This window comes from Micromonospora marincola (genome assembly GCF_056150385.1).
In genome coordinates, this window is the sequence record NZ_JAXCFT010000009.1 from 179,017 (window position 1) to 195,228 (window position 16,212).

Consider the following 16,212-nt stretch of genomic DNA (forward strand, 5'->3'; position numbering starts at 1 on the left):
GGGGTAGGCTGGGCGGGCGGACTGGGGGGAGGGCTTGTGAGCGCTGCGGAGGTCATCGCGAGGCTGGCGGCGGCGGCACAGAAGCTTGACGAGGCGAAGGCCCGCACGGCTGCCGCCGCGCAGGACGCAGCCGAGGCGCGGGCGCTTGTCGCCGGCGCGCTTGAAGGCGCGACGGCGGGGCCGCTGATCGGGGTCATCGACGCCTACCGGCAGGCGCTCGCCCAGGCCGCGCAGGGCGGCGAGCCGGCCCGCCAGCACGTGCAGGAGACCATCGCCAAGGTCCAGGCGCTCGGCAACTGACCGGCCGTCAGGGGTCGGTGAGGACGAGCCAGTCGTCGTCGCGTCGCGTCACCGTGACGTCCGGGGGCCATACGTGGGTGACGGATGTCGACGCGCGGGCCTGGTCGACAAGGGGCCGGCGGGCCAGCTCCGCCCCCTCGAAGTGGGCCCCGGCGTGGAACACGGCCCGGCCGAAGTTGGTGCCGCCCTCGAAGCGGGCCCCCTCGAACCACGCCTCCGCGCCGAACTCGGTCCAGCGGAACAACGCCATGTCGGCGAAGCGCGCCCGGCGGAAACCCGCGTACCCGGCGAAACCGGTGTGCTCCATGGAGAGCCCGGCCAGGAACACCGCCTTCCGGAAGGTGGCGCTGCCGGCGAACGTGGCCCGGTCGAAGCTGCTCGGCTGCCGCAGCGTGGCGGTGTGGAAGGACACCTGCCCGAAGCGCGTCCCGCGGCAGGACAGCGCGCCACCGAGGTCGGCCCGGTCGAAGCTGGCCCGGCCGGTGACCCGGGCGTCGTCGAGCACGATCTCGGCGTCGCCGGTGAGGTCGTCGCACACGAGGTCGGCGAACTCGGCGGTCAGCCGCAGCCGGCCGTGCGCGACCGCCCCGGCGAAGCTCGTGACGCCGGTGCAGACCGCGCCGGTGAGGTCCAGGTCGACGAGGGTGCAGCCGGCGGCGTCGAAGTCGTCGAGCCGGGCGCCGGTCAGGTCCAGCGCGGTGCCCGGCCACCAGGTGTCCCGGTCCGCCCGCAGGTGCCGGGTGAGCATCCGCTGCGCGGTGCGGCGCACCTCGGTCTCGCGCGGGTCGTCGGGCGCCGGCATCCGCAGGTACGCGCAGAGCACCGCCACGGTGGTCGGCCGCTGCCCCGGGTTGTCCTGACCGAGGCGTTCCAGCGCGTGCAGCCCGCCGAGGCGTACCGCCGGGTTGTCGCTGCCGACCAGCTCGATGGCCCGGACGTAGAGCTCGGTGAGCCGCCGCTCGCCGGCGTCGTGCTCGGCGGCGGTGGCCTGGCGTTCCTGGTGCCGCGCGGCGGCCTCGGCGACCGCCTCGGCGTGCGCCTGCACCCGGTCCCGGTGCGCCTGGTCGCGGGCGGCGACGGCCTCCTGGTGCCGCTGGCCGCGCTCGCTGATCCACTGTCGACGGGCGGCGAACAGCAGCGCGAGCCCGCCGCCGGTGCCGGCGACCACGGTGAGGCCGGTGCGGATGGCGTCGACGCGCAGCGTGGCCCGGGTGTCGGGCTGGACGGCCCGGTCGGCCTCGCCGAGCAGCCAGCCGAGCACCAGCCAGCCGAGGCCGGCGGCCAGCAGCAGCCCGAGCAGCGCCAGCCACCAGGGCATCACCCGGAGCGGCTTCTCCGGCGGCGGCGGGGCGGACACGGCGCCCAGCATGCCATCCACGCCGGTCGCCGTGGGACCGGTCGTCCACCGGGCCGGCGGTGTCCGAGGTGCCGGTTTACGCGCGGGGCGCACCAACTGGTTACCGACGCGTAACTTTCCATTGACGAGTGTGAAATCCGACACGCATCATCGTTCCCACGATCGATCGGATCCCACCCGTCCCTCCCGGTCCCGACCGGGTGCCTCCCATCGGAGGTGCAGCCCATGCTGCTCCGAACGATCCTCGCCGCCACCACCACCGCCGCCCTGTTCGTCCCGGCCACCGCCGCCCACGCCGCCGAGCCCGCCTCACCGGCGACCGCCAGCACCGCCACCAGCGCCACCGCCAGCACCGTCACCGCCGCCGAACGGGCCGCCGCCGCGGCGGCCGACCCGGTCATCGTGGTCGGCGGGCTGATCGGGATCTCCATCGCGTACGAGCCGATCGCCGCCCGGCTGCGCGCCGACGGCTACCGGGTCTCGATCTACCAACTGCCGAACCTCGGCCTCGGCGACATCCGCGAGTCCGCCCGGGCACTCTCGTCCTACGTGGACCAGGTCCGCGCCGCCACCGGAGCGAGCCGGGTCGACCTGGTCACCCACTCCGAGGGTGGGCTGGTCAGCCGCTGGTACGTCCGGAACCTCGGCGGCGCCGACCGGGTCGACCAGTACATCAGCCTGGGCAGCCCGCAGTACGGCACGTACGTCGCCAACATTCTCAACGTCGTCGGGTTGGGAAGCTGCGCCGGCATCGTCGCCTGCCAGCAGATGACCATCGGGTCGAGCTTCCTGGCCGATCTGAACGCCGGCGACGACACCCCCGGCCCGGTCCGCTGGACCACGCTGCGCACCTGGCAGGACGAGCTGGTCCGGCCGGTCGACAACGCGGTGCTCGCCGACGGCGCGACGAACATCCTGGTGCAGGCGTGGTGCCCGCTGCGGGTCGTCGGCCACCTCGGCCTGGTCCTCGACGGCACCACGTACACGGCGGTCCGGCAGACCCTCGCGGGCGCCGCGATCCGGCCCAACTGCTTCGCGGTCTGAGCGGTCGCGGGCCCGCCACCCCGGGCGGGCCCGCCACGCCGGGCGCAGGCCCGCCACGCCGCCAGCTCACCCCTCGGCGCGGCCCCGGATCACGTCGGCGGCCCGCCAGGCCAGCGCCGTCACCGGCGCGCTTGTCCAACCCGCCACCATCACCGGCAGCACCGAGGCGTCCGCCACCCGCAGCCCGTCGACGCCGCGTACCCGCAGCTCGGCGTCGACCACGTGGTCGTCGTCCGCGCCCATCGCGCAGGTGCCGATCGCGTGGTAGCCGCAGTAGCCGTGCGTCACCGCCGCCTCGACGATCTCCTCGTCCGTCCGGGTCGCCAGGCCGGGCACCGTCTCCGCGTTGATCCGCTTGGCGATCGGCCCGGTGGCGAAGAACTCCCGCATCCGCCGGAACAGGTCCACCGCCACCCGCCGGTCGTGCCCGGTGGCGAGGTAGTTCGCCACGATCGACGGCGGGGTGCGCGGGTCGGCGTCGGTGACGGTGAGGCTGCCCTCGCTGTCCGGCCGGGTCACCGTGCCCAGGCACATCAGGCCCGGCTCCCGTTCCAGCTCCAGCGCCCGGCCCGGGCGGGGCGGGGCGGCCGAGAACGGCGCCATCAGCAGGTGACCGTCCGGCCGGTCCAGGTCCGGCCGGGACTTCACGTGGGCCGCCACGTCGAGCACCGGCAGCGCCAGCGGGCCGCCGCGGGTGAGCAACCAGCGCAGCGTCGCGCGGGCCTGCCCGAGCGGGCTCGCCAGCCGGGCGTTGTGGCCGCCCGGCTCGGCGAGCCGGTACTGCAACGCGATCGAGCGGTGCTCCCGCAGCCCGGCGCCCACCCGGGGCCGGTCGAGCAGCACCGGAACCCCGGCGGCGCGCAGCGTCCCGGCCGGACCGATGCCGGAGACCTGCAACAACTGCGGGGTGGCGAGCGCGCCGGCGGCGAGGATCACCTCGCCGGACGTCAGGTGCTCGACCTCCCGGCCGCGGTGCGCCACCCGTACGCCGACCGCCCGGCCGCCCTCGACGAGCACGCGCAGCGCGACCGCGCCGACCACGACGGTCAGGTTCGGGCGTCGGCGCGCCGGGTGCAGGAACGCGTCGGCGGCGCTGACCCGGCGTCCCCGGTGGATGGTCGCGGTCGGATAGCCGATCCGTTCGTCGTCGCCGGCGTCCAGGTCGTCCGCCGCCCGCCAGCCCAGCTCGGCGCCGGTGGCCACCATCTCCTCGGCGAGCGGGTCGGTGCCGGTGGCCACGGAGAGCCGCACCGGCCCGCCGACGCCCCGGTGCGGCGCGGCTCCCAGCGGATGGTCCTCCACCCGCTGGAACACCTGCCGCATGACCGACCAGCCCCACCCCAGCGGCGCCAGCGCGTCCCAGTCCCGGGCCGTGCCGCGACTCCAGATCATGCCGTTGACCGAGGTGGAGCCGCCGACCATCCGGCCGCGCTGCCAGGTCTCCCGCCGGCCCGGCCCGGTCGTCACCGGGTAGTGCCAGGTGGTACGCGGATCGTCCATCAACCGGGCGAACGCCTTCGGCACCCGGACGAACGGGCTCCGGTCCCAACCGCCCGCCTCCAGCAGCAGGACCCGGGTGCCCGGATCCTCGGTCAACCGGTCGGCCAGCACGCAGCCCGCCGCGCCGGCACCGACGACGACGTAGTCGAACTCCACCACTGTGGACCCCCAGTCGCGAGAATCCTTCCGACAGTAGTTGCTCGATCACGCCTCGCAAAGAGGTGGGCTCAGGCCGCCTTCGCCAACGCCTCGTACTCGTCGTCGGTCAGCTCGACCTCGGCCGCCGCGACGTTCTCCTCCAGGTGCGCCACCGACGACGTACCCGGAATGGGAAGCATCACCGGCGACCGGCGCAACAACCACGCCAGGGCGAGCTGCGCGGGGCTGGCGCCGTGCGCGGTGGAGATCGCGTCAAGCGGCCCGCCGGGCCGCGCCAGGTTGCCGGTGGCGATCGGGAACCACGGAATGAACGCCAGATCGTTGCGCTCGCAGTGCGTCAGCACGTCCTCGGCGCCGCGGTCGGCCAGGTTGTAGAGGTTCTGCACGGACACGATCGGGGTGATCTTCCGGGCCGCCTCGACCTGCTCGACGCTCACCTCGGAGAGCCCGATGTGCCGGATCTTGCCCTCCTGCCTCAGCAGCGCCAGCTCACCGAGCTGATCCGCAAGCGGCACCTTCGCGTCGATCCGGTGCAACTGGTAGAGCGGAATCGCGTTCAGGCCCAGATGGCGCAGGCTCAGCTCGCACTGCTGGCGCAGGTATTCCGGGCGACCCACCGGCCGCCAGTCGCCCGGACCGGAGCGGGTCAGCCCGGCCTTCGTCGCGATCACCAGGTCGTCGGCGTACGGGTGCAGCGCCTCCCGGATCAGCAACTCGCTGACGAACGGCCCGTACAGTCGGCGGTGTCGACGAACGTGACCCCCAGCTCGTACGCGCGGCGCAGCACCCGCACCGCCTCGGCCGGGTCCTTCGGGTCGCCCCAGACACCGGGGCCGGTGAGCTGCATCGCCCCGTATCCGAGGCGGTCGACCCGCAGGTCACCGCCGATCCGGTAGCTGCCCGACGCCTTCGCGGGCTGGGTGCCTGTGGTCATCACGGTCCTCCTGGTCTTCTCCGGTTCGGGTCCGACCGGAGGACATTCCCCGAAACGTGCGGCCGAGGCCTGTTCACCCCAGATGCCGCAGCACCACGAGCGCCTGGTCGTCCTCCGAGCCGGCCAGATCGTGCAGCAGCGCGTCCGCGATCGCCTCCGCCGGCTCGGCACGCACCGCGGCGAGCGTCCGGTGCAACGCCGCGACGCCCTCGTCGTACGGCCGGCCGCGTCGCTCCACCAGCCCGTCGGTGTACGCGACGAGCACGTCACCGGAAGTGAACGGGATCGTGGCCACGGTCATCGGCCGGTCCACCATGCCCAGCGGCAGGGCGTGGGCCGTCGGCACGGCGCGCGGCGGCTGCCCGGCCGGCAGCAGCACCGGATGCGGGTGTCCGGCCCGGGCCACCTGCGCCGTACCGGCCGCCGGATCGACCACCACGACCAGGCAGGTGCCCAGGAACCCGACGCCGAGCAGGTCGGTGAGGCGGAGGAACACCTCCGCCAGCGGCACGCCCAACCGGATCAGCGTGTTCAGCATGGTGCGGAGCTGGGCCATGTCGGCGGCGGCCTCGACCTGGTGCCCGACCACGTCGCCGACCACCACGGCCAGCCGGTCGCCGTCCTGCCGGACCAGGTCGTACCAGTCGCCGCCCAGGTGCAGGCCGCTCATCGCCGGCCGGTAGCGGGTGGCAACCTCCAGGCCCTTCGGCGGGGCCAGCGACGAGCTGCGCAGGCGACCGGCCAGGCGGGTCACCAGATTGTGCTCGGCGGCGGCCAGCCGGACCCGCTCCAGCGTCTGCTCGCACAGGTCGGCGACGGTGTTCAGCAACGCCAGATCGGTGTCGCGCAGCGGGCGCTCCCGCCGCCAGCCGAAACCGAGCGCGGCGATCGGCCGGCGCTCGGCGCCGAACAGCGGCAGCGCCACGGTGGTCACCAGGCCGTGCGCGCCGACCGGGTCGGGCAGGCCGGGGAACCGGGCGGCGAAGTCGGCGCGGTCCCGCAACATGATGCGCGTCCCGTCGCGCAACGCGCGCACCAGCGGGCGCGGGTCGTCGACGCTCAGGTCGTGGAACGCCGCCGCGAGCGTGCCCGGCACGTCGTCGTGGTACCAGAGCCGGACCCGCCGGCCCTCGTCCCGCATGGCCAGGCCGGGCAACTCCGCGCCGAACGCCGTGGTGGCGGCGTCGAGGATCACCTCGATCGCCTCGGCGGTGGACCGGGTCACGCTCAACTGGGCCGCGAACACGGCCATGGCCTGCGCCGACCCGGTCAGCTCGGCCCGTTGCAACGCCTGGCTGCACAGCCCGGCCACCGCGTCGAGCAGGTTGTGCAGCGCCTCGTCGTCGGTGACCGGGTCGGCCCAACGCACCTCCAGCGCGCCCAGCGCGACACCGTCGCCGTAGCGCAGCGGCAGGCAGAGACCTGTCGTCCGGCCGTCGGCGCCGGTCATCGGCAGCACCGCGTTGTCGCGTACCGCCCGGGCCAGCGGGACGTCGGCGTCCAGCGGCAACGGCCCGGGCGGGGCGTCGCCACCTGTCACGTCGAGCACGGTACGGCCGGGCAGGGCGACCGCCACCCGCAACGCGGCAGCGTCCACCACGGCCGGGGCGACAGTGGTGAGCACCTCCACGATGGCCTCCCGGCCCCGCGCCGAACTGAGCGCCCCGGCCAGCCGGGCGAGCGCCTCCGCCCGCCGCAGCGCCCGCTGCCGGTCGCTGACGTCCCGCGCCACGGTGGCCACGAACGCGGTACGCCGGTCGCCGGTGTCCACGGTGAAGGTCTGGTGGTCGACGTCGATCGGCACGCCGGTGTCCCGGTGGACCAGCCGGCTCTCGGCGCGGTGGTGCCCGTCGCGCAACGCGGTCGGGATGAGCTCGGCCCGCCACAGCTCCCGCGCGTCCGGCGCGGCGAAGTCGACAAGGGCCAGCCCGTCGACCCGCTCCCCGTCGTCAAGCCCCACGAGCGCCCGCCCGGCCGGGTTGACGTAGACGGCACGGCCGTCCGGGGTGGCCACCGCGATGAAGTCGCCGGAGCGTTCCACGAGCGCCTGGAACAGCCGCAGCTCGGCCTGGGCGGCGCGGGCGGCGTCCAGTTCGGCGCGGTCGGTGGACCGGCGGTGGTGCGCCCGGGCGGCGGCCAGCGCGACGCCCACCTGCCCGGCGAGCAGCCCGACGAACGCCCGGTGGTCGGCATCTACCGCACGGTGCGGGTCCAGCCCGACGACGAGCACCCCGGCCGGGGCGGCGGCGCCCGGATCGGGCACCGGCAGCACGGCCACCACCGGGCCGTCCGGCCGGCCGCCGGTGGGATACGGGGGCACCAGTCGGGGCGCGCCGTCGGCAAGCACCTCGGCCAGCGGCAGGTCGCCCACCGGCGGGACCTCGGTGCCGGCCGTGGCGGCCAGCCGCGGGCCGCCCGGCGTGGCCAGGTGGAGCTGGACGAACGGAAGCGAGGTCGCGCCGCCGAGCGTCCCGACCGCCCGCCGGGCCACCTCCTCCGGGTCGGTCGCGTCGGCGAGCGCGGCGCCGAGCGCCACGAGCAGCCGCAGCCGGGCCTCGCCCACCACCCGCGCGGTGGTCTCCGCGCCGGCGGTGAGGACACCCGCCGGCCGGCCCGACTCGTCGGTCACCGGGCTGTGCGTGAAGGTGAACCAGCGGTCGCCGTCGTGCGCGTCCCGCACCCGCACGTCCGGGCTGGTGGCGGCGCCCCGGGCGGTGAGCAGCGGGACGAGCGCGTTCCAGTCGCCCGGCCACGCCTGCGCCGCCGGCCGGTCCGGCGCGACCTCCCGGCCCGGGCCGAGCAACCGCCGGTAGGCGTCGTTTGGCAGCGGCACGGGCTCGTCGCCCCACCACAGCACCATCGGGGCGGGGGAGCGCAGGCAGAACGCCAACGCGGTACGCAGGCTCTGCGGCCAACCCTCGATCGGGCCGAGCGGCGTGCCGGACCAGTCGTACGCCGCGATCACCGCGCCCGCGTGCCCGCCGGTGGCGGCGACGGCGTCCGGCCACCGCGTGTCGTCCGGCGGGGTGACGTTCACCCGGGACCTCCGCTCGGCCGGTGGGCGTCGGCAGTACCGGGAAACGTACCAGCGGCCCGGCGCGCCGGACGATCGTCGATCCGGTTCGGAGCATCGCGCGACCCGGCCGGGACGAACGCCCCGGCACGTCGGCAACCGGGCGGGGCCGGGGCAGTTGCCGCGAGCCCGCCCGCCGGCCCGGGCCGCCGTGCGAGGCTGGGTGGGACGGTGGTCAGGAGGTGCGCATGGGCGCGACGCCCCGGCTCGACTTCGCGTTGGACACCTACGAGTGCATCGTGCTCTACCCGGGGCCGTCCGGCCGGGCGCTGCCGGAGGAGACCGTGCGGCGGCTCCAGGCCGAACACCTGCGACACATGCAGGCCTTGCAGCGGCGGGGCATCGTGCTCGTCGACGGCTCGGTGGACGGCCCGGCGCGCGAACCCGACCCGCCGATCGGCTTCGGCCTGGCCCGAACCGGTTCGGTGGACGACGTACGCAGCGTCATGGAGGCCGACCCGGCGGTGCAGGCCGGGCTCTACCGGGTCGAGGTGCTCACCTTCATCTGCGCGGCCGGGTCGCTTGACTTCCCGCTGGTCAAGACCGAGAGCTGAGGCTCCGGCGCCCGAGGTCCAGCCGATTCACCCGGGGTCACCGGGAGCACCCCGCCGGCCGGTGACGGCGAGCGGTACGATTTCCGCCGCGCGGTCGCCGATGCCCGCCACACACGACGTTCCGGTGCGGTACGCCCACCGCCCGCTCGCGCGGGTTTCGCGCGTCGTTGGACAACTGTTCCGCAGTCCGCAAGGGGTCGGTCGGCAGGCCGATCCGAAGGAGAGACTAGCCTGATGGGCGTGACACGCCGCGCGAAGATCGTCTGCACTCTCGGCCCCGCCACCTCGTCCCCGGAGCGCATCCGTGGGCTCATCGAGGCCGGCATGAACGTGGCGAGGCTCAACTTCAGCCACGGCAGTCACGCCGACCACGAGTCGGTCTACCGGATGGTGCGGGAGGCCGCCGATGCGGCCGAGGCGCCGGTCGCCGTGCTCGCCGACCTCCAGGGCCCCAAGATCCGCCTCGGGCGCTTCGCCGACGGGCCGCACGAGTGGCGCACCGGCGACTCCGTGACGATCACCGGCGACGAGATCGTCGGCAGCAAGGAGCGGGTCTCCTGCACCTACCGCAAGCTGCCGCAGGAGGTGAAGCCGGGCGACCGGCTGCTGATCGACGACGGCCGGGTCGCGGTCGAGGTAAGCGACGTCACCGGCAACGACATCCGCTGCCTGGTCACCGAGGGCGGCCCGGTCTCCAACAACAAGGGCGTCTCGCTGCCGAACGTGGCGGTGAGCGTCCCGGCCATGTCCGACAAGGACGCCGAGGACCTGCGCTTCGCCCTCGGCCTCGGCGTCGACCTGGTCGCGCTCTCCTTCGTCCGCTCGCCGGAGGACATCAAGCTCGTCCACGCGATCATGGACGAGGAGGGCGTGCGCCGTCCGGTGCTGGCCAAGGTCGAGAAGCCGGAGGCGGTCGACCACCTGGAAGCGATCGTGCTCGCCTTCGACGGCGTCATGGTCGCCCGCGGCGACCTCGGCGTCGAACTGCCGCTGGACCAGGTCCCGCTGGTGCAGAAGCGCGCCGTGCAGCTCTGCCGGGAGAACGCCAAGCCGGTCATCGTGGCCACCCAGATGCTCGACTCCATGATCGAGAATTCGCGCCCGACCCGCGCCGAGGCCTCCGACGTGGCGAACGCGGTGCTCGACGGCGCGGACGCGGTGATGCTCTCCGGCGAGACAAGCGTCGGCAAATACCCGGTGCTCACCGTCAGCACCATGGCGAAGATCATCACCACCACCGAGGCCGGCTCCATCGCCGTCCCCCGGCTCCAGCACGACCCGCGTACGCACGGCGGCGCGCTCACCGTCGCCGCGTCCTCCATCGCCCGCGCCATCGGCGCCAAGGCCATGGTGGCGTTCTCGCAGACCGGCGACACCGTGAAGCGGCTCAGCCGGCTGCACTGCGACCTACCGCTGCTGGCCTTCACCCCGGTGCCGGAGGTGCGCCACCAGCTCGCGCTCTGCTGGGGCGTGGAGACGTTCCTGATGCCGTTCGTGCAGCACACCGACGACATGTTCCGCCAGGTCGACCAGGCGCTGCTCGGCCTCGACCGGGCCAACCCGGGCGACTACGTGGTGATCGTGGCCGGCAGCCCGCCCGGCACCCCCGGCTCCACCAACACGCTGCGCGTGCACCAGCTCGGCTCGCTTGTCGACGCCGCTTCGGCGCGTGCGCTCCAGTGAGCCGGGTCGGCAGGCCCTGCGGTCACGACCGCGGGCCGACCGGTGAGTGCGAGGAGTGAGCCGGTGTTGCGAGCCCCGCAGTCGCGAACGAAGGCTGACCGGTGAGTGCGAGGAGTGAGCCGGTGTTGCGAGCCCCGCAGTCGCGAACGAAGGCTGACCGGTGAGTGACGGTCCGGCGGCGACCGGGCAGGCCGCCGTCGACCAGCTCCTCGAGGTGCTCGACCTGGCGCAGACCGGCGAGATGACCTTCCGCGGGATGAGCCCGCCGGTGGGCCCGCAGCGGGTCTACGGCGGCCAGGTCGCCGGGCAGGCGTTGGTGGCGGCCGGCCGCACGGTCGGCCCGGAGCGGGCCGTGCACTCGTTGCACGGCTACTTCGTGCGGCCCGGCGACCCGGCCGAGCCGATCGACTACCAGGTGGAGAACGTCCGGGACGGCCGGTCCTTCTCGGTGCGCCGCTCGGTGGCGTTGCAGCACGACAAGCCGATCTTCTTCATGTCGGCCTCGTTCCAGCGGCAGGAGGAGGGGCTGGACCACCACGCCCCGGTCCCGCTCGACGTGCCCGGCCCGGACGACGTGCCCACCATGGCCGACCGGCTCGCCCGCTATCCGGAGCGGCTCGGCATCTGGGGGCAGATCCCGCGTCCGATCGACGTCCGCTACGTCGGCGAGCCCGGCTGGGTCCGCCCCGGGGACCGCCCGGCCGAGCCGCACCAGCGGGTCTGGATGCGCATCGACGGCAAGCTTCCCGACGATCCGCTGCTGCACGCGTGCGCGCTGACGTACGCCTCCGACCTGACGCTGCTGGACTCGGTGCTGTCGGTGCACGGCGAGGTGTGGGGGCCCGGTGGCGTGGTCGGCGCGAGCCTCGACCACGCGCTGTGGTTCCACCGGGCGTTCCGGGCCGACGAGTGGTTCCTCTACGACTGCTGGAGCCCGTCCGCCTCGGGCGCCCGGGGCCTGGCCACCGGCCGGATGTTCACCACCCAGGGCCGCCACATCGCCAGCGCCGTCCAGGAGGGCCTGCTGCGCCGCGTCGGCGCCTGAGCGCAAGGCGGGGCCCCCGGTTAACGCCTTCGGTAGAGGCGGGGCACCCTATTAACACCTTCGGTGGCGGCGGGCCTCCGCGTGACGTTCGGCCGAGGGTCGGGGGACCGGGCGGCTGAGCAGGCGACTAACCTTGCCGGCATGCGTCTCTCCGCCCGGGTCGACTATGCCCTCCGTGCGGCTGCCGAGCTGGCCTCGGTCGCCGAGGGCACGACCTCCGGGCGGAGCCGGCCGGTGACCGCCGAGCAGATCGCCCGGTCGCAGGACATCCCGCCGAAGTTTCTCGAGAGCATCCTGCTCCAACTGCGCCGCGGCGGCGTCGTGCACGCCCAGCGTGGTCCCGAGGGCGGCTACTGGCTGGCCCGCCCGGCCGCGGAGATCTCCCTGGCCGAGGTGATCCGGGTGATCGACGGGCCGCTCGCGCACGTCCGCGGCCACCGCCCGGAGCAGCTCGGCTACCAGGGCGCGGCCCGCGCGTTGCAGGACGTGTGGATCGCGTTGCGGGCCAGCGAGCGGGAGATCCTGGAACTGGTCACCATCGCCGACGTGGCCGCCGGGAAGCTGCCCGGCCGGGTGAACGAGCTGGCCGCCGACCCACGCGCCTGGAGCTGACGACTCTCCGACGGGCCGTCCGGCGCGTCTCACCAACCGGATGGGGGACTTGACCGGGGGCGCCTCCGTGCCGCATTGTCGACCAAGTCGATAGGAGATGCCGAAAAGTCAGGGGGCGCTCGTGCGCAAGCTTCTGGTCCTCGCCCTCGTCGGGCTCGCCGCGCAACTGGTCGACGGCGCGCTCGGTATGGCCTACGGGCTGACCTCCTCGACCCTGCTCCTCTTCGCCGGCGTCGCGCCGGCCGCCGCGTCCGCCTCGGTGCACCTCGCCGAGATCGGCACCACGCTCGCCGCCGGCGTGGCCCACTGGCGCTTCGGCAACGTCGACTGGAAGGTGGTCGGCCGGATCGCGCTGCCCGGCGCGCTCGGCGCGTTCGCCGGCGCCACGTTCCTCAGCTCCATCTCCACCGAGTCGGCCGCCCCGTGGATGGCCGCGATCCTGTTCACCCTCGGCGCGTACCTGCTGGTTCGCTTCTCCCGGCCGCTGCGCGCCAACCGCGCCGCCGGCCGGCTGCGCAGCCGCTTCCTCGCCCCGCTCGGCCTGGTCGCCGGCTTCGTCGACGCCACCGGCGGCGGCGGATGGGGCCCGGTCGCCACCCCGGCCCTGCTGGTCTCCGGGCGGATGGAGCCCCGCAAGGTCATCGGCTCGGTGGACACCTCCGAGTTCGTGGTCGCCGGCGCGGCCAGCCTCGGCTTCCTGATCGGCCTCGGCTCCGAGGGCTTCCTGCTGCCTACCGTGGCCGCGCTCCTGATCGGCGGCCTGATCGCCGCGCCGATCGCGGCCTGGCTGGTCCGCATCGTGCCGGCCCAGGTGCTCGGCGCCGTCATCGGCGGCGTGATCGTGCTGACCAACGCCCGCACCCTGCTGCGCGCCGGCGACCTGGGCGGCCCGGTGCCGGCCCTGGTCTACGCCGTGCTCGGCGCCGGCTGGCTGGCCGCCGTGGTGCTGGCGGTGCGGGCCCTGCGCCGCGTCCGCCGCGCCCGGGCCACGGTCGAGGCGGCGCTCGCCGCGACTCCTTCCGACGTCGCCGTGTCCGACAGCGCCGTGCCTGACGCCGCCGTGTCCGACGCCGCCGTGTCCGACGCCGTCGTCTCGGTGCCCGTCGAGGCCAAGGCGTCCGCTGGTCTCGGCGGCGGCGGCGAGCGCGCCGCGACTCCGGCTGTCGACGCTGCTCCGGCCGCTGCCGTTCCAGCCGCCGAAGCCGAGACGTCCCGGCGGCTTGCCGCCGCTGTCGAGGGCTGAGTCTCCACCGTCGCGGACGAGCCGCAGGCCGCTCCGCTCCGGCTACCCGCCGCGCGCCCCACCCCGTACGTGTGCCCACGCCATCCTGCGCTCGCCGACGCCGGAAGTGTTAATAGGGGGCCCTTCCTCTACCGAAAACGTTAACAAGGGCCCCCGCCTTAACCCCCTCCTTGTGGGGCGTGGGGTGGTGTCCTACAGTGGCGGGGCACGGGAGCTAATTACATGCGTCGATGTCTGACGTTCCGTCGCGTCAGCGCGCGTGCACTCCCGCCGGCCCGGGCAGGCCGGCGTCGCCGCGTGCCTGACCTTCGCGAAAGGCAACCCCGTGCACCACACCACCTCACGCCGGATCGCACTGCTCGCCGCCGCCTCGGCGGCCACCCTGACGGCGGGCGCGCTCACCACCATGACGGCCTCGGCCGCGGCTGCCGCCTGCCGGGTCGACTACCGGGTCACCAACCAGTGGGGCGGCGGCTTCGGCGCCGACGTCACCGTGACCAACCTCGGCGACCCGGTCAACGGCTGGACGCTCGGCTGGAGCTTCGCCAACGGTCAGCAGGTCGTCCAGGCATGGAACGCCACGGTAAGCCAGTCCGGCGCCCAGGTCACCGCCCGCGACGCCGGCTACAACGCCGCGATCGGCACCGGTGGCAGCGCCAACTTCGGCTTCAACGGCTCGTGGAACAACGCCTCCAACCCCGCCCCGACGACGTTCACGCTCAACGGCACCACCTGCACCGGCGCGCCCCCGACCGCGACGCCGACGACGTCCGGGCCGACGACTCCGCCGCCCACCACGCCGCCACCGACCGATCCGCCGCCCACCACCACACCGCCGCCCACCACCACACCACCGCCCACCACCCCGCCGGCCGGCGCCAAGCAGATGGAGAAGCTCGACCGCGGGTTGGTGAGCGTCCGCTCCGGCAGCGGGAACCTGGTGTCCTGGCGACTGCTCGGCACCGAGACCTCGGGCGTGTCGTTCAACCTCTACCGGGGCGGCACCAAGGTCAACGGCAGCCCGATCACCGGCGCCACCAGCTACCTGGACAGCGGCGCGGCGGCCGGGTCCGCGTACACCGTGCGGGCCGTGGCGAACGGCGCCGAGCAGGCGGCGTCCGCCCCGGCGTTGCAGTTCGCCAACGGCTACCTGGACGTGCCGATCCAGGCCCCGCCGGGCGGCACCACGCCGAGCGGCGAGTCCTACAGCTACTCCGCGAACGACGCGAGCGTCGGCGACCTCGACGGCGACGGCGACTACGAGTTCGTGCTCAAGTGGGACCCGTCGAACGCCAAGGACAACTCGCAGTCCGGCTACACCGGCAACGTCTACGTCGACGCGTACACCCTCACCGGCGCCCGGCTGTGGCGCATCGACCTGGGCCGCAACATCCGCGCCGGCGCCCACTACACCCAGTTCCAGGTGTACGACTACGACGGCGACGGCGACGCCGAGGTGGCCATGAAGACCGCCGACGGCACCCGCTCCGGCACCGGCCAGGTGATCGGCTCCTCCTCGGCCGACTACCGCAACTCCAGCGGCTACGTGCTCGCCGGCCCCGAATACCTGACCATGTTCGACGGCCGCACCGGCGCGGCGCTGTCCACCGTCGACTACGACCCGCCGCGCGGGACCGTCTCGTCCTGGGGCGACTCGTACGGCAACCGGGTCGACAGGTTCCTCGCCGGCACCGCCTACCTGGACGGCCAGCGCCCGTCACTGATCATGGCGCGCGGCTACTACACCCGGGCGGTCATCGCCGCCTGGGACTTCCGCGACGGCACGCTGCGCAAGCGCTGGACGTTCGACTCCAACGCCTCCGGCAACGGCGCCGCCGCCGGCCAGGGCAACCACCAGCTCTCCGTCGCCGACGTGGACAACGACGGTCGCCAGGAGATCGTGTACGGCGCGGCCACCATCGACGACAACGGCCGGCTGCTCTACTCCACCGGCAACGGGCACGGCGACGCGATGCACGTCGGCGACCTCGACCCGTCCCGCGCCGGCCTGGAGGTCTTCAAGGTGGACGAGGACGGCAGCAAGCCCAGCTCGTGGATGTCCGACGCGCGTACCGGCCAGATCCTCTGGCAGACGTCGCCGAACGGCGACAACGGCCGTGGCGTCTCCGGTGACGTCTGGGCCGGCAGCCCGGGCGCGGAGTCCTGGTCCTCGGCGGCGGACGGCCTGCTCAACACCCGTGGCCAGAACGTCGGCCGCAAGCCGTCCTCGGCGAACTTCCTGATCTGGTGGGACGGCGACCCGGTCCGCGAGCTGCTCGACGCCACCAAGATCGACAAGTACGGCACCGGCGGCGAGACCCGGCTGCTCACCGGCAGCAACGTCGCGTCCAACAACGGCACCAAGTCCACTCCGGCGCTCTCCGGCGACATCCTCGGCGACTGGCGCGAGGAGGTGGTGTGGCGCACCGCCGACAGCTCCGCGCTGCGCATCTACAGCACGCCTGTCACCACGGGCCTGCGCCTGCCGACCCTGGTGCACGACCCGCAGTATCGGGTGGCCGTCGCCTGGCAGAACACCGCCTACAACCAGCCGCCGCACCCGAGCTTCTTCCTCGGTGACGGCATGAGCACGCCCGCCGCGCCGAACATCTACCTGCGCTGAGGCAACAAAAAGGCACCGGGTCGCCGGCCGCGGAATCCGCTCCGCCGGCGACCCGGTGCACCACACCGCAGCATTCCCGACCCGT

The 16,212-nt window shown here is 74.2% G+C and carries 11 protein-coding genes and 1 pseudogene; 8 read left to right on the forward strand and 4 right to left on the reverse strand.

Annotated elements, in window-relative coordinates:
* Positions 1-36 precede the first annotated feature (36 nt).
* A complete protein-coding gene (locus SM450_RS20260) occupies positions 37-300 on the forward strand; it encodes a DUF6244 family protein (protein WP_089157165.1) in 264 nt (87 codons plus the stop codon).
* 7 nt (positions 301-307) lie between these two features.
* On the opposite strand, the gene SM450_RS20265 is transcribed toward SM450_RS20260, so the two are convergent.
* Positions 308-1,669: a pentapeptide repeat-containing protein gene (locus SM450_RS20265; RefSeq protein ID WP_474621351.1), complete on the reverse strand. Its 1,362-nt coding sequence runs from the start codon at positions 1,667-1,669 to the stop codon at positions 308-310.
* Positions 1,670-1,882: 213 nt separating this feature from the next.
* Between SM450_RS20265 and SM450_RS20270 the strand changes: the two genes are divergently transcribed.
* Positions 1,883-2,701 carry a lipase family alpha/beta hydrolase gene (locus SM450_RS20270; RefSeq protein ID WP_474621309.1) on the forward strand — a complete coding sequence of 273 codons (819 nt, stop codon included), beginning with the start codon at positions 1,883-1,885 and terminating at the stop codon, positions 2,699-2,701.
* A gap of 66 nt (positions 2,702-2,767) precedes the next feature.
* Here the strand turns inward: SM450_RS20270 and SM450_RS20275 are convergent, their stop codons facing one another.
* The 3 genes and pseudogenes from SM450_RS20275 to SM450_RS20285 form a co-directional block, all read right to left on the reverse strand.
* The gene (locus SM450_RS20275; protein ID WP_474621310.1) at positions 2,768-4,360 is read right to left on the reverse strand and encodes a GMC family oxidoreductase; all 1,593 of its coding nucleotides are present in this window, start codon (positions 4,358-4,360) and stop codon (positions 2,768-2,770) included.
* A gap of 68 nt (positions 4,361-4,428) precedes the next feature.
* Positions 4,429-5,294: pseudogene (locus SM450_RS20280) on the reverse strand (aldo/keto reductase).
* 73 nt (positions 5,295-5,367) lie between these two features.
* Positions 5,368-8,331: a SpoIIE family protein phosphatase gene (locus SM450_RS20285; protein WP_474621311.1), complete on the reverse strand. Its 2,964-nt coding sequence runs from the start codon at positions 8,329-8,331 to the stop codon at positions 5,368-5,370.
* 224 nt (positions 8,332-8,555) lie between these two features.
* Here SM450_RS20285 and SM450_RS20290 point away from each other — a divergent pair, with 224 nt between their 5' ends.
* The 6 genes from SM450_RS20290 (at position 8,556) to SM450_RS20315 (ending at position 16,127) form a co-directional block, all read left to right on the forward strand.
* Entirely contained in the window at positions 8,556-8,921 is a 366-nt protein-coding gene (locus SM450_RS20290; RefSeq protein ID WP_474621312.1) for a YciI family protein, read from the forward strand.
* A 234-nt stretch (positions 8,922-9,155) separates the two neighbouring features.
* The gene (gene pyk, locus SM450_RS20295; RefSeq protein WP_474621313.1) at positions 9,156-10,604 is read left to right on the forward strand and encodes a pyruvate kinase; all 1,449 of its coding nucleotides are present in this window, start codon (positions 9,156-9,158) and stop codon (positions 10,602-10,604) included.
* A gap of 160 nt (positions 10,605-10,764) precedes the next feature.
* Positions 10,765-11,649 (forward strand): acyl-CoA thioesterase, encoded by an 885-nt coding sequence (locus SM450_RS20300; RefSeq protein ID WP_474621314.1) that lies wholly within the window; start codon positions 10,765-10,767, stop codon positions 11,647-11,649.
* A 141-nt stretch (positions 11,650-11,790) separates the two neighbouring features.
* Positions 11,791-12,261: an RrF2 family transcriptional regulator gene (locus SM450_RS20305; RefSeq protein ID WP_474621315.1), complete on the forward strand. Its 471-nt coding sequence runs from the start codon at positions 11,791-11,793 to the stop codon at positions 12,259-12,261.
* A 121-nt stretch (positions 12,262-12,382) separates the two neighbouring features.
* On the forward strand, positions 12,383-13,504 hold the full coding sequence (locus tag SM450_RS20310) for a sulfite exporter TauE/SafE family protein (RefSeq protein WP_474621352.1): 1,122 nt from the start codon (positions 12,383-12,385) through the stop codon (positions 13,502-13,504).
* 325 nt (positions 13,505-13,829) lie between these two features.
* Positions 13,830-16,127 (forward strand): rhamnogalacturonan lyase family protein, encoded by a 2,298-nt coding sequence (locus SM450_RS20315; RefSeq protein ID WP_474621316.1) that lies wholly within the window; start codon positions 13,830-13,832, stop codon positions 16,125-16,127.
* The last annotated feature ends 85 nt before the right edge of the window (positions 16,128-16,212 follow it).